This is a genomic window from Tenacibaculum sp. IB213877, from assembly GCF_034043975.1.
Classification (GTDB): domain Bacteria; phylum Bacteroidota; class Bacteroidia; order Flavobacteriales; family Flavobacteriaceae; genus Polaribacter.
In genome coordinates this window covers 404,703-428,426 of the sequence record NZ_JAXCHH010000004.1, presented here as the reverse complement: position 1 = coordinate 428,426, position 23,724 = coordinate 404,703, and the positions used below count along the sequence as shown (strand labels likewise).

Here is a 23,724-nt window from a genome sequence, read left to right as displayed (position 1 = left end):
CCAAAATAAATAAGTAATCCCCAAAACCTATTACCAGGTATAATTTTTCTTTTTCGCTTGTTTTTTAATAGCTTGAATCATCACACTTTCTAACTGATCTTTTGTAGAGTTTTCACGTTGTTTGTTAGCAACATAATCACGACGCTTTTTGTTTAACTCTTGAATTTTTTGCTGAATTTCTTTTCGTTCATTACTTTTCTCAGTAACATATTTTTTAATTTCTTCGGTAGATTTGTTTCGTAGCTCTTTAGGTAATTGTTTCTTTTTTAGTTTACTGTATTTAAAATCTTTATCTTTTTCAGCATCTACCAAATCCCAAGAAGAATTATTATATAAACGAGAACTTTTAGTAACTGCTCTTTTTACCACTACCACTTCGTCTAATGATTCTGCGTTAAGATCTTCTTTTGCTTGACTTTGGTATTTTGAATAACCTACATCACCATAATAAATGTATGTTTTGTTCAGTTTTTTATTTAAAATAATAATCTCATCATCATACGGAGTTACAATATGCACCACTTTCTTATTATGATTAATGGTCATATAATCACCATCACCACGTCTTGCACCATCTTGCCACATACCGCTAATTCCATTGTTGTAATCACCACAAAAAATAGTATTTACTACCACATCTTTTTCTTTGGCATTCACTACAGCATCTACATAATTGATTTTACCCTGAGTAAAAGGTTCATTTCCGGCAATAAATATCATTTTTAAATCATCTTCATTTTTACCCCATTCCAATTCATCTAAAGAAGTCTGGATTACCGTGCCACAGAACTCACTTCCGCCATTGGTAGTTAATGAAAACAAACGTTCCGAAATTTCATCTAAATCGCTACTAAAACGTAAAACTCTTCTGATGTATCCGTTTCTAGATGATAATCCATCATTTCCATATTCATACAGAGCAATTTGCAGGTTTGGTTTACTGTTTCCGCATTTAGCATATGATAGTTCATTAACGATTTCCCATAATTGTGCTTTTGCTTGATTGATGAGACCGTCCATGCTATTGCTAGTATCCAATAACAAGGCAACTTTAATTGTTTGTTGCTTTTTTAAAGGTTGAGCAGTTTCCTTTTCAGAAGTTTTGGTTGTAAAGGCAGTTAATCCTATAAATAAAAAGGAAAAAATGGTGATTTTAATAAGTTTCATAATTCTTGTTTTTTTGTGATACAAAGTTTCAGTTTGGTGAGTTTCACGATTTAAAACTAAGCTGAACATTCTTCTTAAAAAAAGCAGAATGAGTGAACAGTACTTTTTAATGAGTTAAGAAATAGATTGATTTAGTAAAACCCGTTTTTAAGTGTGTGAATTGGCTATTAATGCCAAAACTCTATTTTTTTGGTAGCTTTTTTGTGTGTATGTTTACATCACAATCGTATTTATGAGGTATTTCACTTACATATTTTATGTTTTCTTGTTACTGTGTAACTTTTCCGGGTTTTCACAGCAAGAACCTATGAATGCTGTCTCAAAGCAATTTGAGGTAAAGGTAAAAGTGATTGATGATCAAACCAATCAACCTATAAAGAATGCTCGAGTGCAGGTAAACGGCTTTGTTACAAATTTATCGAATACGCAAGGAGTATATCTTGTAAAAGCACGAGTAAATGACCAATTAATTGTTGAACATCCCGATTTTGAAACGGTTTATTATACCATAAAATCAGATGAGGATATTAAAATTTCGGTAGAAGGTTTTTCAAACAGCGATTTTAGCTCTAGAAAAAGTAATTACGATTTATATAATCAGCGTATAGATTCTGCAAATTTCTATAAGAAAAAAGACATTGAAAAAAGTATATCTTTTGTTGAAAAAGCACTTAAAACTAATAATTCTAGAAGCCGAAATGCAAACACTTATAAAACCTTAGCAGATATTTATTTTTATTGGAAACAGTACGATTTAGCCATCAGCAACTACAAAATTTCTTTACAAATAGATGATAATATTGAAGCGAAAATACAATTGGCTAACGCTCAATTTTTAGCAAATAAAAATGATGATAGTGAATCAACATATAATGAATTGTTAGGTGAAAGGTTGAGCGATTATCAGCAAATTGTTGTGAATGAAGGTTTAGGAGATGTTTTTTTTGCAGAGCAAGAGTTTACTAAAGCAGAAAACAGTTATAAGAAAGCATTAAGTATTGCTAAAAACAATTTGGTTACACCAAAAATTACTGACTTAAACTCGAAATTGGCAGATGTGTATGCTAAAAAAGGAAATCTTCAAAAAGCAGATAATCTGTATCAGAATTCCTTAAAACTAGCATCGAAAGAAAATAAAAAACGAGCAATCAAAGAGAAGACTAAAGTAGCGGATTATTACAACCAATCTAATCGTTACGATGATGAAATAAAGCTGCGTCAACAAACCCTAGAAGAGGCTGAGGAAATTGCCGAAGAAGAAGCTTCTGAAGTGATAAACGATACTATCAATTCTCAAAAAATAAATTATAAAATTGGGAATGCGTATGTGCTAAAACAAGATTATGATGAGGCAATTCCGTTTTTGAAAAAAAGTATTGAAGAAGCTGATAAAAAAGAGGATTTAGAAGTTAAAAAAGATGCAACGCGTAGGCTTTCTGAGGTATATGCAACGGTTGGAGATTATGATAAAGCTTTAAAAAGTTACCAAGAATATGTAACCGTAGTAGATTCGTTGTATGTTAGAAAAGAACAGGAAATTCAACAAGCAAAAAGGTTTAGTAAAAAGATTGCCGATAACCAAAACCGCATCGCAAGTTTAGAAAAAGACAAAGAATTGAATCAGAGTAAAATAAGTTTAGCGTACAAAGATCAGCAATTAACAAGAGAAAGTAACAAGCGTCAACGATTGATCATTTACTCATTAATTACCGGCTTTTTATTGATGAGTTTGCTGGCGTATTTTATGTACAGAACCAACAAACAACAAAAGTTAGCTAACAATTTATTAGCGCTAAAATCGATGCGCTCGCAAATGAATCCGCATTTTATTTTTAACGCACTGAATTCGGTAAATAGTTTTATTGCTGTAAATGATGAGCGAAATGCGAACAGATATTTATCGGAATTCTCAGTGTTAATGCGTTCAGTTTTAGAAAATTCTGATGAAGATTTTATTCCGCTAACCAAAGAAATTGAGTTGTTAGAATTGTATGTGAAGTTAGAACATAATCGTTTTAAAGACAAATTTGATTATTCAATAACCATTAATAAAAATATTGATTTAGAGCAATTCTCAATTCCGCCAATGTTGTTGCAACCATACATAGAAAACGCTATTTGGCATGGGTTACGCTACAAAAAAGAGAAAGGATTTTTACAAATATCCATCGATAAAAAAAATGAGGATAGTATTTTAATATCAATTCAGGATAACGGAATTGGAAGAAAAAAATCTCAAGAACTAAAGACAGAAAATCAGTTAAAACAAAAATCAAAAGGAATGAGCACTATTAAAAAGAGAGTTGCTATTTTGAACGATATGTATAAAGATCGGGTTTCTGTGGAAGTTTCTGATGTTTTGAAAAGTGGAGAAGGAACAAAAGTTGAATTACTATTGAAAAAGAAATAAAAATGAACATAAAAGCAATTTTAGTTGAGGATGAAGAAATAAGTAGAGATATTTTACGCAATTACTTGTCAAAATATTGTCCTAATGTTGAGCTTTTAGGAGAGGCAAGTAATATTGACGAGGCTTATAGTTTGATTCAAAAAAATGAGTTGGATTTGGTGTTTTTAGATGTAGAAATGCCTTTTGGAAATGCATTTGATTTATTAGAAAAAGTTGAAAACAGAACCTTTGAAACGGTGTTTGTAACCGCGTACGATCATTATGCTATAGATGCGTTGAACAGTCACGCATCATATTATTTGTTAAAGCCTATTTCTATTGATGAGTTGATCAAAGCAGTTGAACATGTAACTTCTATTAAAAGGAAAGAAAAAGAGTTGCAAGATCAGGTGCTAAAACCAAAAACAAATTCGGTTAACGGAAAAATAACCATTCCTCAACAAGACGGATTTGAAGTGGTCAACGTCAACGATATTGTTTTTTGTAAGGCAGATGATAATTACACCGAAATCCATTTCAACAATTCTAAAAAAATAGTAAGTAAAACCTTAAAATATTTTGAAGAAATTTTAGAAGAATATTCATTTGCACGTATTCATAAATCATATTTGGTAAACGTCAACGAAATTGTAAAATATAAAAAAGGAAAGGGCGGAAGTGTAGTGGTTTCTAACGGAAAGGAAATTTTAGTTTCCGCATCTAAAAAAGGAGATTTATTAACGTATTTCAAATAAAAAACTCGATTTCGTTTTACCGAAACCGAGTTTTCCCAATCAAAACTAATCAATCAATTAAACTAATTATTCTTTTTCTTCAGGTTGCATTTTTCTCTTCCCTCTCATACCTTTTTTAAATCTTTTACTCATAGCATGCTTTCTTTTAGCTTGCATTTTTTCAAACTTTTGGTATTGCTCCTCATTTAAAATGCGTTTCATGTCGGCTTTGTAAGCAATTTGTTTGTCTAACATTTTGTTTTTTAATTCAAAACGTTGGTCCGCAGTAAGTTCTTTTTTATTTTCTTTAAACTCCTTACGCTTGTTAAACATTTGCTCACGCTCTTGCATTCTTTGAGCAATTAAAGGCTTTATTTGCGATTGCTGACTCGGAGTTAAATCTAAATTCAAAGTCATTTTTTTTACAGCTAATTCAGTTTGTTGTTCAACTGATAATCTTTCCATATTTTTTCTGTCTCTTTTTTGGGCTTGAGAAGCAAACGTTACTCCAAAAACCAATGCTATTAATGTTATTACTTTTCTCATTATTTTTTTATTAAGATTTTCAGCTATTTGACATTTCATAATCAAAAAGGTTTAAATTTGGAAAACACTTTAACATTTTTTTAAAACTCTATGAAACGTCTAATCAAATCCCTACTCATTATCATTGCGCTATTTATTGTTGCTTTTGTAGTATTTTTTTTATGGGGATCTTCTCCAACCATGAAAGAGAAAGAGTATGCTAAATTAATAACTCATAATTACGAATCGGAAGTAACAAATGATAGTATATATAGTATTGTAACCTATAATATTGGATATTTAAGTGGAATGACAAACAACCGTGCTATCGCTAAACCGAAAGAATTGTTTGATGGAAACATGAAAAAGGTTATTTCTGAAGTAAAAAAAGTAAATCCTGATATTATTGCTTTTCAGGAAATAGATTATAATTCGGCACGTTCTTATGAAATTAATCAAGAAGAAGAAATTGCCAAATTAGGATACAATTATGTAGCTAATGGTGTGAATTGGGATGAGCGTTATGTACCCTTTCCGTATTGGCCACCAAGTATGCACTTCGGAAAAATGATTTCAGGACAATCTATAGTAAGTAAATATCCGTTAAAAGATTATGAGCGTATTGTTTTAGAGCGAGTAGCTGATAGTCCGTATTACAGAGATGCTTTTTATTTAGAAAGATTAGCACAAGTAGTAAAAGTAACTTTAGACGGAAGGGAAGTTGTATTGATAAACGTACATTTAGAAGCTTTTGACAAGCCAACGCGAGTAAAACAATTTCATTTTGTTTTGGATTTGTTTAAGAAATATAAAGATGATTACCCAACAATTCTATTAGGAGATTTTAATTCAAAAGCAAGAGATAAAGAAGCTGTTATTCAAGAAATGTTTGCTTTAGAAGATGTTGGTAATGCTGGGTTTAATGCTGAAAACCCTGATAATACTTTTGATACAAAAGATTTATTTCAACGAATAGATTATATTTTTTATACTAAAAACACTATTGAATATGTTAGTGGGAAAGTGCTGAATGAATTTGGTCAAGCATCTGACCATTTACCAGTAGAGATGAGCTTTAAACTAAAATAATAACAAAAAACCCGAACAGATGTTCGGGTTTTAATGTGGTGCCTCCAGCCCCGAAGCTTCGGGGGAACCAGGAATTATTTTTTCGATAGAATATCATCTAGAATAGAAGTATTGACAATGATTTTTTCTATTAATTTTTTACTTTTCATTCTTTTAATAAACTTTTCTAAATAAAGAGCATTTTCTTTACTTTGACAAGGATATGTTAAAACAAGAGTCCAATCATTAGCAGCTTTAGTATAGTTATATTTAAAATAATGAGTGATGTGTTGTTGTAATCTATTTTCAGGATTTATGCTCTCACCAATATAGTATTTGTCAATACTTTGGCTATGAATTATGTATAGATAGTGCATAGAAACAAAACTAAACAAAAAACCCGAACAACTGTTCGGGTTTTAATGTGGTGCCTCCAGGAATCGAACCAGGGACACAAGGATTTTCAGTCCTTTGCTCTACCAACTGAGCTAAGGCACCAGTTGCATTACAAAAGCGCTTTAGATAATTAAACTCGTAACTTTCGCTACGAGCTTAATTTGTGGTGCCTCCAGGAATCGAACCAGGGACACAAGGATTTTCAGTCCTTTGCTCTACCAACTGAGCTAAGGCACCAGTCAGCTACTTTTGTTTAGCGGATGCAAATATACAATCGTTTTTTAATTTAACAAAGCAATAACTTTAAAAAAATGTATTGTAACTTTGAGGCTTTTATGGGGCTTACTATGAATTTAATAATAGACGTAGGTAATACAAGAGCTAAAGTTGCTGTTTTTGAGGCTGATACTATTCAAGAACTTGTTGTGTTCAACAAATCAAGAATCATTTCAGAAATAAAAAAGATTACCACTAAATTTTCAATTTCTTCAGCAATTATATCATCTGTTGCTAAATTATCAACAGTAAAATTGCAACGATTACATCAATTATTAAAGTTGGTGGAATTAAATCATGAAACCAAAGTTCCGTTTAAAAACTTATACGCTACCCCAAAAACTTTGGGTGTTGACAGAATTGCATTAGCATCAGCTGCTATTCATCATTTTCCTGATACAAATGTGTTAGTGATTGATGCAGGTACTTGTATAACCTTTGATTTTATCACTAAAAAAGGAGAATATTTAGGAGGAGCCATATCACCTGGAATGAATATGAGGTATAAAGCCTTGAATAACTATACAGCTAAACTTCCGTTGTTAAAAGCTATGGTGTCAAATAGTTTTATAGGAAACAATACACAAAATTCAATTCATTCAGGAGTTGTTAATGGAGTTTGTAATGAAATAGATGGTGTTATTAACCAATATAAAAAGAAATTTAACACTTTAACAGTAGTTTTAACAGGAGGAGATACAAATTTCTTGGCTAAACAATTAAAAAATGGCATATTTGCCAATCCAAATTTTGTTTTGGAGGGATTACAAACAATTTTGAACTATAATACAGCGAATGATTAAGAGACTTCTTGTAGCAATACTAGTAATAACTTCTGTAAGCTTATCAGCACAAAGAAACAATTCGTCACCATATTCTTTCTTCGGAATAGGAGAAAATTTTAGACCCAAAACGGTAGAGCAAGCTTCAATGGGAGGAATTGGAGTTGCAATGCCTGATAGCTATCATCTTAATTTTACAAATCCGGCAGCAATTGCAGATTTGCGTTATGCAACTTATGGATTAGGAGGAATGGTTAATTTTTTAACTTTAAAACAAGCTAATGCATCCCAATCGGGTAATTCAACAAGTTTAAATTACATAGCTTTAGGATTTCCAATTGGAGATAAAGCTGGTTTTGGGGCAGGACTACAACCATTAACATCGGTTGGATATTCATTAATTAATGAAATTACAGATGTCGATGGAAATATTCTGGAAGTTACAAGAAATTCTGGTAAAGGAGGTACAAGTAGGTTGTATGCGAATTACGGAATGTATTTATTTGAAGGGTTTTCTTTAGGTGTAGAAGCAGCTTTTGTTTTTGGAAATGTTGATAAAAATATTTTAAATCAAAGAAACCAAGTAGCTTTAGCAACAAAATATCAAGAAGAAGCTACTGTTAGAGGAGGAGAGTTTAAGGCAGGAATTCAATACAAAACAAAATTAAAAGACAATTTACAATTAAGTACTGGGTTAGCAATTAAGTTTTCTAATAAATTAACTCAAAAAGGAACACAGCGTTTATATTCACTTTCTTTTTCTGGTGCTGGATCAGAAATTCCTAGAGATACTTTATATAATAGATCTTTTACAGACAAAGTTACAAGTCCTGTACAAACTATTGCTGGGTTTGGTGTAGGAAAAGAAAATAAATGGTATGTGGGAGTTAATTCAGAATTTCAAAAAGCATTAGAACAAACAAATCTTGATCAAGGATATGCTTATGAAAATGCAATGAGAACTTCTATAGGAGGTTATTATATACCTAAAATGAATTCAATATCTAGTTACTGGAATAGAGTTACTTATAGGGCTGGTTTGCGCTTTGAACGAACAGGTCTACTGGTTAATACTGGACAGGCAACCAATAATAATTTTGAATCAATAAAAGATTTTGGCATAAATGTTGGTTTAGGATTACCGTTGCCAAAGCAACTGTCAAATTTAAACCTAGGTTTTGAATATGGTCAAAAAGGAACAACTAACAATAATTTAATAAAAGAAAATTATTTCAATGTTAGATTAAGTTTATCTTTGAACGCGATAGACTGGTTTAAGAAAAGAGAAATAGATTAACGAAAACTGATAAATGATGAAAAAACTTACGTATTTACTAGCAAGTTTATTTTTGTTTGTAGCTGTTACTAACGTTAACGCACAAGCGAGTCAAGAATGTACATTAAAGTATAATCTCTTCAAAGGAGATGTATCAACCAAAAAATATAATGAGGCAAAACCAAAGTTAGAATGGTTAATGTCTAATTGTCCTACTTTATCGGTAAATATTTATAAGTACGGAGCAAAAGCCGCAGAAAAAACTAAAGATTATGCCTTAGTTAAAAAAGTATATGAAACTAGGCTTGCTAATTTTCCAGATAAAGATGCAGCTAAAGCTCATAGTGATTATGCAGAATACTTAATTGATAATAGTTTAGCTACGGATGATGAGATATTTGCTATTCTAGAAAAAGCATATAAAGATTCTCCAAAGGACATGAGTGTAAAGAACATTTACAGATATTTCCAAGGAGTAACAGATAGATTTAAAGATTCTGATCCACAGAGAGTATTTAATGCTTATGATGATGTAATGGAATCTGTAGGTGAGAAGTTAGACGATTACTCTAAAAAAATTGGAGAATTACAACCAAAAGAAGAAGCAGGTACTTTAGATGCTAAAGAGAAAAAGAGATTAAGAGCTTATACTATTAACTCTAAAGCATTAGGTCAAATTGAAGGTGGGTTAGACAATATCATTTCTGAAATTGCAACTTGCGAAAGGTTAATTCCTATCTATTCAAGAGATTTCGATGCTAACAAAACAGACGGAACTTGGTTACGTAGAGCAGTATCAAGAATGTATAATAAGGGGTGTCAAACAGATCCATTATTTGAAAAATTAGCAACAGCTTATGCTGATGTAACTCAATCTGCAGATGCTTATAACTTCTTAGCAGGAGTATTAGACAAAAATGGAGATTCTAGTGGAGCTACTCAAATGAGAAACAAGGCTTTTAACTTAGAAACAGATCCATACAAAAAAGCAAAATTAAAATTAATCTCTGCTCAAGAAGCAAGAGATAGAGGAAGATTTGGTAAGGCAAGAAGCTTAGCTTATGAAGCACTAAAATACAATCCAAACATGGGTAAAGCATATTTGTTAATTGCTGGTATGTATGCTAAAAGTGCAAACTCTTGTGGAGGAGATGAATTTGAAAAGCGTATGGTTTATGTTGCCGCATTAAATATGGCTTATAAAGCACAAAAAGTAGATCCAAGTTCAAATGCCGGAAGATACATTTCTAGCTATAAAGGAAATGTTCCATCAAAAAAATTAGTATTCACTAAAGGAGTTTCTTCTGGAAGTTCATACAGAATTGGATGTTGGATTGGTGAAACGGTTCGTGTACCATAGTAAATATTGATGAAAATATTTACAAGAAATATAAAAAAAAACATTGCTGCCATTAACTTGGTAGCAATGTTTTTTTCTTGTACTAATGATGCTAAACAGGTACGTGATTTTTTAGCAGATAAAAACAAACCCATCGGCATTGCTAAAAATGCATACCATGTGTATAAAGATTCTGGAAAAATTACCTCTAAAATGATAACACCACTCTTATATGATTTCTCCAACCGGAAAGAACACCCATATAATGAGTTTCCTAAAGGGATAAAAATTGTTACCATTAGCACAGATGGAAAAGATTCTACTACCATTACAGGTAATTATGCTCTTTCCTATAGTAAAACTTCTATTTCAGAAATTTCTGATAATGTGGTGATTACAAATCATACAGATAATGTTAAATTAGAAACAAATCAGTTATTTTGGGATGAAAAAGAAGCTTATTTTTTTACTGAAGATGGTTTTAGATTAACAACCCTTAGAGATACAATAAATGGTTTTGGCTTTGAATCTAATCAAGATTTAACTAAATGGATAGCTAAAGATATTACAGGGAATATTCAAGCTAACCAAAATGAATTATAATGAACAAACTTTGGAAGATCTTACAATATGGCTATTTAGTAGTTGGAGTCATATTTTTGGTTGAAGGAATTTTACAGTGGAATAAAAACAAACAACAAGCATTATTTATGTTTGGTTTTGCTATATTTATCACATTAATTTTCTTCTTTAAAAGAAATTTTAGAAGAAAAATAGAAAAGCGAAATCAACAACGTTAATGAACTACGAATTGCTCATTATTTTCGTTTCCATTTTATTTTCTGCCTTTTTCTCGGGTATGGAAATTGCATTTGTTTCTGCCAATAAATTGCACATAGAACTTGAGAAGAAAAGAGAAGGTTTTTTGCCTAAAATCCTCTCAAAAATTACCGAAAAATCATCAAAATTTATTACTACAATGTTGGTAGGTAATAACATTGCCTTGGTAATTTATAGTTACTTTATGGGTAAGTTATTAATGAATTGGTTTCATTCCTTTTTACCTACTTCATATAGTTTTATTAACTACCTTTTGCAAGATTTACAGTTACTAACACAAACCTTAATTTCTACCATATTAATTTTAGTAACAGCAGAATTCTTACCGAAGGCTATTTTTAGAATTTATGCTAACGAGGCTTTAAAAATATTTGCACTACCGGCATACATATTCTTTGTTTTATTCTACTTTATTACAGGTTTTATCACTAAAATTTCAGACTTTTTTTTACGTGTTTTATTCAAAGCTAAAGAAGATGAGGTGCAAGTAGAATTTAGTAAAGAAGAATTAGGAAATTATATTTCTGAACAACTAGAAACAGGAAATGATGATGATGAAATGGATTCAGAAATTCAGATTTTTCAGAATGCACTTGAGTTTAACAAGGTAAAAGCACGTGAAATTATGGTGCCAAGAACCGAAATTTTAGCAGTTGAGGTTCATGAAACGGTTACCAATCTTAAAAATTTATTTATAGAAAGTGGTTTTTCAAAAATATTGGTGTACAAAAGTTCGTTAGATGATATTTTAGGGTATGTAAATGCCTTTGAACTTTTTAAAAGACCAAAATCTATTAAGTCTATTTTACTGCCAGTAGAAATAGTTCCAGAATCTATGATGATCAATGATGTATTGAATGTACTAATGAAAAAAAGAAAAAGCATAGCAGTAGTTGTAGATGAGTATGGCGGTACATCAGGAATTATTACGGTTGAAGATATTGTAGAAGAATTGTTTGGAGAAATTGAAGATGAACACGATAGTCAAGAATTGTTAGAAGAAAAGATTAATGACAGAGAGTTTAACTTTTCCGCACGTTTAGAAGTTGATTATTTAAATGAAGAATACGGATTGAATATACCTAAAGAAGATGCTTACGAAACTTTAGGAGGATTTATTATCAACCATACAGAAAGTATTCCTGAGCAAGATGAAATTGTTGAAATTGAAAAATTTCATATAAAAATTACTCAATCTAGTTCCACTAAAATAGATTCTATTTACTTCAAAGTTTTAGATAAAGAAGATTAAACTTTTCTTATAAATACTTCTAAAACAAGCTGTAAAACAGGTAAAAAAACATTGCATTATTAAATGTGAAATTGTATTTTCGCACACTGTTAATAAAATAAATCATATATGGCAATTTTATCGAAAATTAGAGAACGTTCATTGTTCTTAATTCTTGTAATAGGTTTAGCATTGTTTGCATTTGTATTAGATCCATCATCTTTATCAGATTTTTTCAATGCAAGTAAAGTAAATGAAGTAGGTGAAGTAAACGGAGAAGCTATTACGCGTCAAGAGTTTGCAGAAGCTTTAGAAAATTATAAAGCTCAAACAGGTAACAGAGTATCTGAAATGCAAGCTGCAAAAGCTGTTTGGAATAACTTATTAAGACAAAAAATATACGAAAATCAATTAACTGAAGCAGGTATTACTGTTGGTGAAGCAGATATTATGAATGCTTTATACGAAGCACCATCTGTACAAGGAGATCCAAGATTTCAAACTTCAGGTATTTTTGATAAAGACAAGTTAAAAGAACATTTGGCAACCATTAAAGCTGATAGAACTGCTGAATGGAGTGCGTGGCAAAACTACATGGCTTCGTTAAAAAATAACTTACAAAAAACAGCTTATGACAATTTAGTTGCGGCTGGCTTAGGAGCTTCTTTAAAAGAAGGAGAAGCACAATATTTAACAGAAAACACCAAAGTAAACAGCAAATTTGTTTATGTGCCTTTTTCATCTGTGTCAGATAGTTTAGTTACTGTTGGGAAAAGTGAAGTTGAAGGGTATATTAATAATCATTCAGATGAATTTGAAGTTGAAGCATCAAGAGATATTAAATATGTAAAGTTTGATATTGTTCCAACAGAAGCAGATGAAGAAGCTATTAAAACTGAAGTAGCTAAGTTGTTAAATGATAGAGAAGAATACAATGCAGTTGCCAAAGGAAATATTACAGTAAAAGGTTTAAAATCTACTACAGATTATAAAACTTTCTTAGATGAAAATAAATCAGATGTTTCTTTAAATGAAAATTTACAGTTTAAAGTTCAAGTTCCTCAAACAATTGCTGAAGATATTTTTAATGGAGAAGAAGGGGATGTTTTTGGGCCATACAAAGACAACGGTTTCTTCAAAATTTCTAAAATTACAGAAATAGCTAGGGTGCCAGACTCTGTAAAAGCAAGCCATATTTTAATTCCATTTATAGGATCTCGTTCTGCAGACGCTGAGATAACTCAAACTGAAGAACAAGCTAAGAAAACTGCAGATAGCTTATTAGCTGTAGTTAAAAACTCACCTTCTAAATTTGCTGATTTAGCAAAAGAGCTGTCTTCTGATAAAGGTTCTGCAGAAAAAGGAGGAGATTTAGGATGGTTTACTTACAATAGAATGGTTCCTGAATTCAGAGATTTCTCTTTTGAAAATAATAAAGGAGATATGGGAGTAGTAAAAAGTGTTTTTGGTTTCCATATCATTAATATAGAAGACCAAAAGAATTTCCAAAATGCAGTTAAATTAGCAACCTTTGGTCGTAAAATTGAAGCTTCAGAAGCTACAGAGAATGCTATTTTCCAAGATGCTGAAACCTTTGCTTTAGAAGTTTCTAAAGGAACTAATTTTGACGAATTAGTTAAAGAAAAAAATGTGTCTTCTTTACCAGCGGTAGGTTTAAAAGCATTAGATGAAAATGTTCCAGGATTAGGTAATGAAAGACAAATTATTACTTGGGCTTTTGACAAAGATGCAGAAGTTGGAGATTATAAGCGTTTTGATGTAAATGGAGGTTACGTAGTGGCAACATTAACTGGTAAAACTGAAAAAGGTTTAATGCCGGTTGATAAAGCTGTAGCAACAGTGCGTCCTATTTTAGTTAATGAAAAGAAAGCTGAAATCATTAAAAATAAATTAAATGGTTCTACTTTAGATGAAATAGCAAAAGCAACCAATCAAACTGTTAGAACTGCAGAAGGAGTTAATTTACAATCACCAACTATTACTGGTGTAGGTTTTGAACCAAAAGTAGTTGGAGCGATGTTAAATGCTAAAGAAAATGAAGTTTTCAATAAAGTGGTTGGAGACAGAGGTGTATTTGCATTCATGGTTACTGGAAAAGAATTACCAACAGAATTACCAAACTATGATTCTTATAGAAAGCGTATTGCTAACCAAAGAAAAAATCAATCGTTTAAAATGTATGAAGCAATAAAAAAAGCTTCTAATATTGAAGATAATATGAGTTCTTTCTACGGAATTCAATAAGAGTTTCTACATAAATTTTTAAAAAACCGAACGAATGTTCGGTTTTTTTTTGTTTCAAGAATAGTGAAGATTAATTTTAGTATAAATTTTATCAATACCATTTTTAATTATATATGGTTAAAAATTATAATTTTGTAAAATCAACACTATTTTTTTGTAGATATGCTATTTTGTTGCTGTCTATTTTATGATATATTCATTTAAATTTTGATGAAAGCAGTTTTTATACATGGAAAACAATATAAAAAAGAACTACTTCTTTCGCATAAAGAAGTAGAAAAACTGCAATCATTCTTACAATCAAGTACACATAATGATGTACTCATACTAAATACTAATTTAGGAGTAGAAATTTATTATTCATGCTCTTTAGATTGTTCAAGTATTATTGTTAATTCTTTTTTAATGTTTTTTTCAAAAACTAATAAATGTAAAGAAGATTTTAAAATAGTTTCCATAAATTCTAATGAAGACTTGGTAAACCGAGCTACCTATATATTTAAAAAACTGGTAACAATGCCCATGATTTTTACCAGCTACTCCAAAAGTACATATAATCAGTTAACTCATCTTTGTGTTAATAATACAAAGCTTGTAAATCAATTATTGGTATTATGGCAAGAGGTTTTATTTCTTGAAGCTCAAAATGAAGAACCATCGTTAAAAAGCAGGAAGTTTTTAGAAAATATACAAAATGTATATGTAGATAACTACTGCAAAAAACCAATGCAAGAGTTGATAAAAATAGCAATGTGTAAATTAAGATATAATTAAAAAAGAAAAGCGACTCATTTAAGTCGCTTTTTAGTTTGTTTTAAGGAGGTTTTTTAGCTATTTAAAGGTTTTCCGTCCCATGCAGCTTTAGCAGCTTCTTTAACTGCTTCTGAATAGGTTGGGTGACCATGACAAATGCGAGCAATATCTTCTGCAGATGCTCTATACTCCATAGCAACAGCCATTTCCATAATTAAATCAGCAACACGAGCACCAACCATATGAACACCTAATATTTCATCTGTATTTTTATCAGCTAATACTTTTACAAAACCGTCAATATCGCCACTAGCTCTAGAGCGTCCTAAAGCACGCATCGGGAACTTTCCAACTTTATAATTTGTATTGGCATCTTTTAATTCTTGTTCTGTTTTACCCACAGCTGCTACTTCTGGCCATGTGTAAACAATTCCAGGAATTAAATTATAGTCAATATGTGGCTTTTCACCTGCTAAATATTCAGCAACCACCACACCTTCTTCTTCTGCTTTGTGCGCTAACATAGCACCACGAACCACATCTCCAATTGCGTAAATATTAGAAACATTTGTTTGTAAATGATCGTTAACATCAACCATTCCTCTTTCAGTTACTTTAACTCCTGCTTTATCAAGAGCTAACCCATCTGTATATGGACGACGACCTACCGATACTAAACAGTAGTCCCCAGTAAAGGTTACTTCTTCACCTTTTTTATTTTTAGCTATTACAACAACTTCATCCCCTTTTCTTTCTACAGAAGTTACTCCGTGACTAACGTTAAACTTCATCCCTTGTTTCTTTAATACTTTTTGAAGTTCTTTAGAAACATCAGCATCCATTGTTGGTGTAATGCTTGGGGCATATTCAATAACTGTCACTTCAGCACCTAAACGCTTGTAAACCGAACCTAATTCTAATCCGATAACACCACCACCAATTACTAATAAATGTTTTGGTACTTCTTTTAATTTTAACGCTTCAGTAGATGTAATTACACGCTCTTTATCAATAGAAATAAAAGGCAATGTTGATGGTTTTGAACCGGTAGCAATAATAATATTTGTTCCTTCAATTACTTCTGATGAACCATCGTTTTTAGTAATTTTTACATGTGTTGCATCTTCAAAAGAACCTAAACCTTCAAAAACATCAATATCATTTTTATCCATTAAAAACTTGATTCCTCCAGTAGTTTGCTCAACAACTTTCGCTTTGCGATCAACCATTTTTCTAAAGTCAAAACTTGGGTTTTCAACCGAAATTCCGTGTTCTTCAAAATGGTGTACAGCATCGTAGTAATGATGAGAGCTATCTAATAAAGCTTTTGAAGGAATACACCCAACGTTTAAACAAGTACCTCCTAATGTTGAATATTTTTCAATAATTGCAACTTTTTTACCTAATTGAGAAGCTCTAATCGCAGCAATATAACCACCAGGACCAGAACCTATAACGATAATATCGTATTTCATGTTTTTGATTTGAATTATACTATACAAAAATACAATTATTTACCTTAAAAAAACAATCAAGATTATTTACTACTTTTGATAAACTAACAAAGAAAATTATGAGCAAATTTGAAAAAGCAGCATTAACGGCTGTAGTTTTATTATTAGCTGTACAATTTATTCAGCCAGAAAAAAACCAAGGAGATTATCAGTTAAAATCTTTTTTAGCAGAAACTCAGCCTTCCAATACAGTAAAAACCATGTTGTTTAATGCTTGTTTTGATTGTCATTCTAACAACACACAATACCCATGGTATTTTCAAATAACACCTTTAAATTTTAGAATAGCTCATCATATTGAAGAAGGAAAGGAGCATTTGAATTTTTCAGAGTGGAGTTCTTATAACAAAGATCAAAAAGATCATGCTTTAGAAGAAATTATTGAGGTGATGGAGAAAAAAGAAATGCCTTTAAAAACCTATGTTTGGTTGCATAATGAAGGGAAATTAACAGATGCGCAATCTCAAATGATTATTGATTGGGCTAAAGAAGCAAAATCAAAATAACATATTGAAAGCGGTTTTAATAATTGGTTATGTTTGGCTTGAAAAAACAACTGGAGCAGGCAATAGAATGTTTCAACTTATTGAGTTGTTTTTAAAAGAAAATTATAGCATTACTTTTGCATCACCTGCACAAAAAACTGAAAACTCTGTAGATTTAACATCGTTGAATATTAATGAAGTTGCTATTGAATTGAATGCATCTTCTTTTGATGATTTTATCAAGAATCTGAATCCTGATTTGGTATTGTTTGACCGATTTATGATGGAAGAGCAATTCGGTTGGCGCGTTGCTGAAAATTGCCCAAATGCACTCCGAATTTTAGATACTGAAGATTTACATTCGTTAAGAAAAACGCGTCATGAAAAACTTAAAAAACATGAGCAGTTTTCTACTGATGATTTGTTGACCTCTGATCTGGCAAAAAGAGAAATAGCCTCCATTTTACGATGCGATTTGAGTTTGATCATTTCTTCTTTTGAAATGGATGTATTGAAAAATCTATTTAAGATTGAAGAAGATCTATTGTTACATCTCCCTTTCTTATTAGATAAAATTGATAAAGAAAAAATTGAAAGTTGGTTATCGTTTGAGCAACGTGAGCATTTTGTGTTTGTAGGAAACTTTTTTCACCAACCCAATGTAGATGCAGTTTTACAGTTAAAAAAACTCTGGAAATCTATTCGGAAACAACTCCCAAAAGTTGAAGTTCATATTTACGGAGCATATGCTTCGCAACAAATACATCAATTACACAAACCAGAAGAAGGATTTATTATTAAAGGTTTTGCTGAAGATGCTCTTGAAGTTGTGAAAAAAGCACGTGTAGTTTTAGCTCCCATCCGATTTGGAGCAGGAATTAAAGGTAAACTTACTGAAGCTATGGTTTGTGGAACACCAAGTGTAACTACTTCAATAGGTGCAGAAGGAATGCGTGCAGATTTACCTTGGAATGGTTTTGTGGAAAATGATTGGAATAATTTTGTTGACAAAGCAGTTGAGTTGCATTCCGATAAAACTATTTGGGAACAATCTCAAAAAAACGGAATTGAGATCATCAACCAACTATACGATAAAATAGAATTAGGTAAAGCTTTTATTGAAAGAATTGAATCAACACAACAAAACCTAACTGAGCACAGAAAGCAAAACTTCCTCGGCAATTTGTTACAACATCAAACGCTACAATCCACAAAATATATGAGTAAGTGGATTGAAGAAAAGAATAAAGATTAGTTTTTAGGAGGTTGATAATCCAACGGAAGCATATTAGCAAAGGATTCAAATCCCCAATATCCTTCGTTGAATACTGCATTAGGGTTCGCTAAAATTCCAGAAGGATCAATTTCAGATTTTCCTTCTAGCAAAACAATATTTGATGTTTGTACACCAGTTGCTTTTTTCTGCTTGCCAAACATTCCCGTTAAATAATTAGCTTCTTCAGGCTCTTTTGTGTACACAACCATTAAATAATCTTTAAAATTTAAATAATGAGAATTTTCTACTGAAGAAAACATATCCTCATAAGGAACATTACTTTTGTATAAAAAGTCTTGATATTTTGGTAGTTTGCTTTTTTGAAAAGTTACTATAGCACTATCTATAGGAGTTTTAGGAAGCGGTATATTTTTAGAAAGATCTATTTGACCACTATGTAGTTGGATTAATTCACGTGCTAATTTTATTTTTTCATCCGAAGGTCTATTAGGATTCATAACACGTTTAAATTTGTTTACAACAAATCCTTCTTGTTTTAAATTTTGATTAAGTAAACTACGTAAAAAATGCATTTGAGAACCATTATATGCTTCTAATCTATTATTTTTCCATTTTTTTCTGATTGACTTTCGTAGATTTTCATAACGTGCATAACCACTAAAAAAAAGCTGATTTTGTTGTAATGTAAAATCTATTAAATCATACGTGATCAAATATCCCAATCCTGTATGCTTTATTTTTAAAGGTCTTTTAGTTGATGCAGAGAGAGTGTTTGTTTTGGTATTATAATTAAAATGAATGTCTTTTTCGTTTAAAATTATACATTCTGATGCTAGCTTGGTTCTTCCCAAAAAAGCTTGTTTAAATCGGGCTAAGTTATGTTTCCAGTTGTCATCATATGTTGTCTTTTCTATTACAACTTCATTTAAAATATTGGTTTCTGGAAGTAATTTTATAGTTATAAATTCAATTTTATTATCTGTATTTATTGGAATTCGCTGGGTTTTGAATCCCAAATACGAAATAACTAAATCATAGTTTCCATTCTTAATTTTTAGTTCAAATTCTCCTTTTTCATTTGAAATAGTTCCAATGGTAGTATTATTTAAAAAGACCGATGCACCTTCTAATACTTCATTTTTGTTAGAAATAATTTTTCCTTTTACGATAGTTTGAGCAATTAGCTCTCCAAAAGAAAATAGCAATAGGGGAATTAATAAGTAGATTTTCATTTTCAATTTATTTCTGTTAAAAATAGTCACAAAAATTATATTGAAAGAATTTTAAGAGTTAATTAGTGTTAAAGCTAATATTTGAAATAATTTATTGAAAAATAAAACATTACAAGCCACAAAATATATGAGTAAGTGGATTGAAGAAAAGAATAAATAATTACGAATTATGAATTTGAAATTGTAAACTCATAATTCGTAATTTATAATTAGTTCATAAGTCCAGCTCTTTTTAGCAAAGCTTCTGGTTTTGGTTCTCTGCCTCTAAAGCGTTTGTACAATTCCATTGGCTCTTCAGTACCACCTTTAGAAAGTACATTTTCTTTGAATTTAGCAGCTACTTCTTTGTCAAAAATTCCTTTTTCTTGGAAATATTCAAAAGCATCAGCGTCTAAAACTTCTGCCCATTTATAAGAATAATAACCCGATGAATATCCGCCTTGGAAGATATGAGAAAAAGCTGTACTCATACAATTTTCTACTACATCAGGATATAATTGGGTGTCTCTAAAAGCTTTATTTTCAAACGTTTTTACATTTTTAATATCTGTGGGATTCCCACCGTGCCATGACATGTCGAGTAAGCCAAAACTTAACTGACGTAACGTTTGCATTCCTTCATGGAAATTGGCTGATTCTTTGATTTTTTCTATGAATTCTAAAGGAATGGTTTCGCCTGTTTCAAAATGTTTCGCAAATAACTCTAATGCTTCTTTTTCATAACACCAATTCTCTAAAACTTGACTTGGTAATTCCACAAAATCCCAATATACAGACGTTCCTGATAAACTTTTATAGGTTGTGTTTGCTAACATACCGTGAAGTGCATGACCAAATTCATGGAATAGGGTAGTAACTTCGTTAAATGTTAATAAAGAAGGTTTGGTTGCTGTTGGTTTGGTAAAGTTGCATACAATTGAAACTTGTGGACGCTCATTTACACCATTTGTAATGTGTTGCGACTTATAAGAAGTCATCCACGCTCCGTTTCGTTTTCCAGGTCTTGGATGAAAATCAGCGTAAAAATGAGAAATGAAGTTTCCTTTCGAATCAACTACTTTATATGTTTTAACATCTTCATGATATTTATCAATGTCAAAAATTTCTTCAAAATGTAAATCATATAATTTACCAGCAATATCAAAAACTCCATCAATTACATTTTCTAGCTTAAAATATGGTTTTAATGCTTCCTGATCTAAATTGAAAAGTTCTTTTTTTAATTTTTCAGCATAATACGCTCCGTCCCATTTTTGTAACTGATCAATATTATCAAGCTTTTTAGCGTAGTTTTCTAAATTTTTAAACTCGCGTTCAGCAGCTGGTTTTGCCTTGGCTAATAAATCTTCTAAGAAGGATAATACCTTTTTAGGAGTTTCTGCCATACGCTCTTCTAATACAAAATCAGCATGCGACTTATATCCTAATAATTGTGCTCTTTTGTAACGAAGATTAACAATATCTAAAACAATTTGTTCGTTGTTAAATTCATTTTGTTGAAACCCTTTTTTACCAAAAGCTAACGCCAATTTTTTACGCAACTCTCTATTGGTTGCATAGGTCATAAAAGGAATATAACTCGGATAATCTAATGTGATAACCCATCCTTCTTTGCCTTTTTGTTTTGCTATTTCTTTAGCAGCTTCTTTTTCATTTTCTGGTAAACCATCAACATCTTTTTCATCAGTTAAATGCATTTTAAAGTTGTTAGTTTCTGCTAATACGTGCTCACCAAACTGTAATGATAATTTTGCTAATTCTGTATCAATTTTACGTAATTCAGCTTTTTTATCATCAGGTAAATTAGCTCCGTTTCTTGAAAAGCTTTTGTAGTTTTTTTCTAACAACATGGTTTGCTCCGGAGTCAAATCTAAGTTTTCTCTTTGTTGGTAAACCGATTTTACTCTAGCAAACAAAGCTTCATTTAGCATCATATCATTTTTAAATTCACTTAACCAAGGAGAAATTTCTTTAGCAATTGTTTGAATTTCTTTATTGGTTTCAGCAGAATTTAAATTGAAGAAAATACTGGTGATTCTATCTAATTTTTCACCTGAAGCATCTAATGCAGCAATGGTGTTTTCAAAAGTAGCTTCTTCAGTACTTGAAGTGATAGCATCAATATCTGCTTTTGCTAATGCAATAGCTTCTTTGATTGCCGGTTTATAATGTTCCTCTTTAATTTTTGAAAAAGGAGGAGTGTTAAAATCTTGTAATAATGGATTCATTTTTCAATTTTTTAGTTTGAAAATTCTTATTTGTCACATCGAGTGAATTTGTGAAGTATGAACAAATTTGTATCGAGATGTTTCATTGGATAAATTCTCGATACGATTTTTATTTCTGTAAATAAAAATCACTCGAACTGACAATGATTTATTTTTTTACTCTTTCTGAAGCTTTTTCTACTTTCAGTTTTAAACCTTCTTTATAGGCCACAATTTTATCAAGTACACATTTATCAGAAGCGCCGATAATTTGTGCGGCTAAAATTCCTGCATTTTTTGCTCCGTCTAAAGCTACTGTTGCTACCGGAACGCCTCCTGGCATTTGCAAAATAGACAAAACAGAATCCCAACCATCAATAGAATTTCTACTTTTTACAGGTACACCAATTACTGGTAACGGACTCATACTTGCTACCATTCCCGGTAAATGAGCAGCGCCTCCGGCACCTGCAATAATTACTTGAACGCCTCTATTATGTGCATTGGTTGCATAGTCAAATAATTTTTCTGGAGTTCGGTGAGCAGAAACAATATCTACTTCAATTTTGATATCAAAACTTTCTAAAACATCAATTGCTTCTTGCATGATTGGAAGATCTGAATCACTTCCCATTATAATTCCTACCATAGTTTATTTTGATTTATCATTACGAGGGATTTACAACGAAGCAATCTGTATTTTATTGAGAGATTACTCCGCTATTGCTCGTAATGACGAGTTGTTGGTTTATGTCATTCCTGCGAAGGCAGGAATCTATATTTATGATAAGATTCCGCATCAAGTGCGGAATGACAGATTTCTTTATTTTGCTATTACTCGTACTGTTTCTTTAACTTTTTGTGCTATTTCTCTAGCGGTATTTACATCTTCATGAACAATGGTTACATGTCCCATTTTACGGAAAGGTTTGGTAAGTTTTTTTCCATAGATATGTGGTGTAACGCCGTCAATTTCTAAAATACTTTCAATGTTTTCATACACAACATCTCCTGTATAACCTTCTTCTCCCACCAAATTTACCATAATTCCGGCAACTTTACTTTCAGTTTTTCCTAACGGAAGATTCAAAATACTGCGCAAATGTTGTTCAAATTGATTGGTATAACTCGCCTCAATACTATAATGACCAGAGTTATGAGTTCTTGGAGCTACTTCATTTACCAAGATTTTATCTTCTTTGGTTTGAAACATTTCCACTGCTAATAAGCCTACAAAATTAAAAGCATCTGCAACTTTTAATGCAATCTCTTGTGCTTTTTCAGCGACTTTTTGATCAATTCTAGCAGGACAAATTACATATTCTACCTGATTTGCTTCTGGGTGAAACTCCATTTCAACCACTGGGTAGATTTTGGTTTGTCCGTTTTTATTTCTAGCAACAATTACCGCTAACTCATTTTTAAACGGAATGAGTTTTTCGGTAATACATTCACCTTTAGGTAAGTTACTCAGATCGTCTAAAGTTCTAACAATTTTAACTCCAGTTCCGTCATATCCAAATCTAGCTGATTTCCAAACAAAGGGAAGCTCTATGGCTTCATTATTAAAGGAATGTTTTAATTCTTCTAACGATGTAAATCGAGAAAAATCGGCAGTAGGGATGTTATTATCTACATAAAAAAGCTTTTGAGAAGCTTTATTCTGTATAGTTTTAATGTTTTTTGGTTTAGGATAGATAGCTAATCCTTCGCTTTCTAATTTTTCAAGCGCTTCAATATTTACATTTTCAATTTCAATGGTAAGAAGATCTACTTTTTTTCCGAAGTTATAAACGGTATCAAAATCTAACAAATCACCTTGATGAAATTCGTTACAAATTTGTGCGCAAGGTGCGTCTTTTGAAGCGTCTAAAATAACCGTGTAAATATCAAATTTTTGAGTTTCGGTAAGTAGCATTCTTCCTAATTGTCCGCCACCGAGAACGCCCAATTTAAAATTTGAAGAAAAATAATTTTTCACGTTGTGTAGTTTGTGTTGTTAGCACAA

21 protein-coding genes and 2 tRNA genes are annotated in these 23,724 nt (G+C 31.3%); 13 read left to right on the top strand and 10 right to left on the bottom strand.

What is annotated here, in order from left to right:
- Positions 1-30: 30 nt before the first annotated feature.
- Positions 31-1,167 (bottom strand): vWA domain-containing protein, encoded by a 1,137-nt coding sequence (locus SLH33_RS05365; RefSeq protein WP_320418040.1) that lies wholly within the window; start codon positions 1,165-1,167, stop codon positions 31-33.
- A gap of 307 nt (positions 1,168-1,474) precedes the next feature.
- On the opposite strand from SLH33_RS05365, the gene SLH33_RS05360 reads away from it, so the two are divergent.
- Positions 1,475-3,577 (top strand): histidine kinase, encoded by a 2,103-nt coding sequence (locus tag SLH33_RS05360; protein WP_320418039.1) that lies wholly within the window; start codon positions 1,475-1,477, stop codon positions 3,575-3,577.
- 2 nt (positions 3,578-3,579) lie between these two features.
- Positions 3,580-4,311 (top strand): LytTR family DNA-binding domain-containing protein, encoded by a 732-nt coding sequence (locus SLH33_RS05355; RefSeq protein ID WP_320418038.1) that lies wholly within the window; start codon positions 3,580-3,582, stop codon positions 4,309-4,311.
- Between the two features lie 66 nt (positions 4,312-4,377).
- On the opposite strand, the gene SLH33_RS05350 is transcribed toward SLH33_RS05355, so the two are convergent.
- Complete coding sequence (locus SLH33_RS05350) at positions 4,378-4,836, bottom strand: hypothetical protein (protein WP_320418037.1); 459 nt, start codon at positions 4,834-4,836, stop codon at positions 4,378-4,380.
- Positions 4,837-4,926: 90 nt separating this feature from the next.
- On the opposite strand from SLH33_RS05350, the gene SLH33_RS05345 reads away from it, so the two are divergent.
- Complete coding sequence (locus SLH33_RS05345) at positions 4,927-5,904, top strand: endonuclease/exonuclease/phosphatase family protein (RefSeq protein WP_320418036.1); 978 nt, start codon at positions 4,927-4,929, stop codon at positions 5,902-5,904.
- A 74-nt stretch (positions 5,905-5,978) separates the two neighbouring features.
- On the opposite strand, the gene SLH33_RS05340 is transcribed toward SLH33_RS05345, so the two are convergent.
- From SLH33_RS05340 to SLH33_RS05330, 3 genes are all read right to left on the bottom strand, one after another.
- Entirely contained in the window at positions 5,979-6,260 is a 282-nt protein-coding gene (locus SLH33_RS05340) for a GIY-YIG nuclease family protein (RefSeq protein ID WP_320418035.1), read from the bottom strand.
- Between the two features lie 48 nt (positions 6,261-6,308).
- Positions 6,309-6,381, bottom strand: a tRNA-Phe gene (locus tag SLH33_RS05335).
- 62 nt (positions 6,382-6,443) lie between these two features.
- Positions 6,444-6,516: transfer RNA gene (locus SLH33_RS05330), tRNA-Phe, on the bottom strand.
- 110 nt (positions 6,517-6,626) lie between these two features.
- Here SLH33_RS05330 and SLH33_RS05325 point away from each other — a divergent pair.
- From SLH33_RS05325 to SLH33_RS05290, 8 genes are all read left to right on the top strand, one after another.
- On the top strand, positions 6,627-7,358 hold the full coding sequence (locus SLH33_RS05325; protein WP_320418034.1) for a type III pantothenate kinase: 732 nt from the start codon (positions 6,627-6,629) through the stop codon (positions 7,356-7,358).
- Positions 7,351-8,634, top strand: coding sequence for a hypothetical protein (locus tag SLH33_RS05320; RefSeq protein WP_320418033.1), 1,284 nt, complete (start codon positions 7,351-7,353; stop codon positions 8,632-8,634). The genes SLH33_RS05325 and SLH33_RS05320 overlap by 8 nt, the downstream gene beginning before the upstream one ends.
- 13 nt (positions 8,635-8,647) lie before the next feature.
- Positions 8,648-9,973 (top strand): hypothetical protein, encoded by a 1,326-nt coding sequence (locus SLH33_RS05315; protein ID WP_320418032.1) that lies wholly within the window; start codon positions 8,648-8,650, stop codon positions 9,971-9,973.
- 9 nt (positions 9,974-9,982) lie between these two features.
- Positions 9,983-10,555: an LPS export ABC transporter periplasmic protein LptC gene (gene lptC, locus SLH33_RS05310; RefSeq protein WP_320418031.1), complete on the top strand. Its 573-nt coding sequence runs from the start codon at positions 9,983-9,985 to the stop codon at positions 10,553-10,555.
- Positions 10,555-10,752, top strand: coding sequence for a hypothetical protein (locus SLH33_RS05305; RefSeq protein WP_320418030.1), 198 nt, complete (start codon positions 10,555-10,557; stop codon positions 10,750-10,752). The genes lptC and SLH33_RS05305 overlap by 1 nt, the downstream gene beginning before the upstream one ends.
- Positions 10,752-12,044, top strand: coding sequence for a hemolysin family protein (locus tag SLH33_RS05300; protein WP_320418029.1), 1,293 nt, complete (start codon positions 10,752-10,754; stop codon positions 12,042-12,044). The genes SLH33_RS05305 and SLH33_RS05300 overlap by 1 nt, the downstream gene beginning before the upstream one ends.
- A gap of 108 nt (positions 12,045-12,152) precedes the next feature.
- Complete coding sequence (locus SLH33_RS05295; protein WP_320418028.1) at positions 12,153-14,288, top strand: peptidylprolyl isomerase; 2,136 nt, start codon at positions 12,153-12,155, stop codon at positions 14,286-14,288.
- Between the two features lie 210 nt (positions 14,289-14,498).
- Positions 14,499-15,062, top strand: a complete 564-nt coding sequence (locus SLH33_RS05290) for a hypothetical protein (RefSeq protein ID WP_320418027.1) — start codon at positions 14,499-14,501, stop codon at positions 15,060-15,062.
- Positions 15,063-15,115: 53 nt separating this feature from the next.
- On the opposite strand, the gene lpdA is transcribed toward SLH33_RS05290, so the two are convergent.
- Complete coding sequence (gene lpdA, locus SLH33_RS05285) at positions 15,116-16,516, bottom strand: dihydrolipoyl dehydrogenase (protein WP_320418026.1); 1,401 nt, start codon at positions 16,514-16,516, stop codon at positions 15,116-15,118.
- A gap of 98 nt (positions 16,517-16,614) precedes the next feature.
- On the opposite strand from lpdA, the gene SLH33_RS05280 reads away from it, so the two are divergent.
- Positions 16,615-17,061 carry a heme-binding domain-containing protein gene (locus SLH33_RS05280; protein WP_320418025.1) on the top strand — a complete coding sequence of 149 codons (447 nt, stop codon included), beginning with the start codon at positions 16,615-16,617 and terminating at the stop codon, positions 17,059-17,061.
- A 4-nt stretch (positions 17,062-17,065) separates the two neighbouring features.
- A complete protein-coding gene (locus SLH33_RS05275) occupies positions 17,066-18,295 on the top strand; it encodes a glycosyltransferase (RefSeq protein WP_320418024.1) in 1,230 nt (409 codons plus the stop codon).
- On the opposite strand, the gene SLH33_RS05270 is transcribed toward SLH33_RS05275, so the two are convergent.
- The 4 genes from SLH33_RS05270 to SLH33_RS05255 form a co-directional block, all read right to left on the bottom strand.
- Positions 18,292-19,509, bottom strand: coding sequence for a carboxypeptidase-like regulatory domain-containing protein (locus SLH33_RS05270; RefSeq protein WP_320418023.1), 1,218 nt, complete (start codon positions 19,507-19,509; stop codon positions 18,292-18,294). The genes SLH33_RS05275 and SLH33_RS05270 overlap by 4 nt on opposite strands.
- A 209-nt stretch (positions 19,510-19,718) precedes the next feature.
- Positions 19,719-21,737, bottom strand: a complete 2,019-nt coding sequence (locus SLH33_RS05265) for a M3 family metallopeptidase (RefSeq protein ID WP_320418022.1) — start codon at positions 21,735-21,737, stop codon at positions 19,719-19,721.
- Positions 21,738-21,885: 148 nt separating this feature from the next.
- Positions 21,886-22,365, bottom strand: coding sequence for a 5-(carboxyamino)imidazole ribonucleotide mutase (gene purE / locus SLH33_RS05260; RefSeq protein ID WP_320418021.1), 480 nt, complete (start codon positions 22,363-22,365; stop codon positions 21,886-21,888).
- Between the two features lie 174 nt (positions 22,366-22,539).
- On the bottom strand, positions 22,540-23,697 hold the full coding sequence (locus SLH33_RS05255; RefSeq protein ID WP_320418020.1) for a 5-(carboxyamino)imidazole ribonucleotide synthase: 1,158 nt from the start codon (positions 23,695-23,697) through the stop codon (positions 22,540-22,542).
- Between the last annotated feature and the right edge of the window lie 27 nt (positions 23,698-23,724).

Bases quoted from the DNA above. Each gene is read 5' to 3' on its own strand.
- SLH33_RS05350 (WP_320418037.1), bottom strand. From the start codon at position 4,836: ATGAGAAAAGTAATAACATTAATAGCATTGGTTTTTGGAGTAACGTTT.
- SLH33_RS05315 (WP_320418032.1), top strand. From the start codon at position 8,648: ATGATGAAAAAACTTACGTATTTACTAGCAAGTTTATTTTTGTTTGTA.
- SLH33_RS05265 (WP_320418022.1), bottom strand. From the start codon at position 21,737: ATGAATCCATTATTACAAGATTTTAACACTCCTCCTTTTTCAAAAATT.
- SLH33_RS05355 (WP_320418038.1), top strand. From the start codon at position 3,580: ATGAACATAAAAGCAATTTTAGTTGAGGATGAAGAAATAAGTAGAGAT.
- SLH33_RS05305 (WP_320418030.1), top strand. From the start codon at position 10,555: ATGAACAAACTTTGGAAGATCTTACAATATGGCTATTTAGTAGTTGGA.
- lpdA (WP_320418026.1), bottom strand. From the start codon at position 16,516: ATGAAATACGATATTATCGTTATAGGTTCTGGTCCTGGTGGTTATATT.
- purE (WP_320418021.1), bottom strand. From the start codon at position 22,365: ATGGTAGGAATTATAATGGGAAGTGATTCAGATCTTCCAATCATGCAA.
- SLH33_RS05295 (WP_320418028.1), top strand. From the start codon at position 12,153: ATGGCAATTTTATCGAAAATTAGAGAACGTTCATTGTTCTTAATTCTT.
- SLH33_RS05320 (WP_320418033.1), top strand. From the start codon at position 7,351: ATGATTAAGAGACTTCTTGTAGCAATACTAGTAATAACTTCTGTAAGC.
- SLH33_RS05270 (WP_320418023.1), bottom strand. From the start codon at position 19,509: ATGAAAATCTACTTATTAATTCCCCTATTGCTATTTTCTTTTGGAGAG.
- SLH33_RS05340 (WP_320418035.1), bottom strand. From the start codon at position 6,260: ATGCACTATCTATACATAATTCATAGCCAAAGTATTGACAAATACTAT.
- SLH33_RS05325 (WP_320418034.1), top strand. From the start codon at position 6,627: ATGAATTTAATAATAGACGTAGGTAATACAAGAGCTAAAGTTGCTGTT.
- SLH33_RS05345 (WP_320418036.1), top strand. From the start codon at position 4,927: ATGAAACGTCTAATCAAATCCCTACTCATTATCATTGCGCTATTTATT.
- SLH33_RS05280 (WP_320418025.1), top strand. From the start codon at position 16,615: ATGAGCAAATTTGAAAAAGCAGCATTAACGGCTGTAGTTTTATTATTA.
- SLH33_RS05365 (WP_320418040.1), bottom strand. From the start codon at position 1,167: ATGAAACTTATTAAAATCACCATTTTTTCCTTTTTATTTATAGGATTA.
- lptC (WP_320418031.1), top strand. From the start codon at position 9,983: ATGAAAATATTTACAAGAAATATAAAAAAAAACATTGCTGCCATTAAC.
- SLH33_RS05290 (WP_320418027.1), top strand. From the start codon at position 14,499: ATGAAAGCAGTTTTTATACATGGAAAACAATATAAAAAAGAACTACTT.
- SLH33_RS05300 (WP_320418029.1), top strand. From the start codon at position 10,752: ATGAACTACGAATTGCTCATTATTTTCGTTTCCATTTTATTTTCTGCC.
- SLH33_RS05360 (WP_320418039.1), top strand. From the start codon at position 1,475: ATGAATGCTGTCTCAAAGCAATTTGAGGTAAAGGTAAAAGTGATTGAT.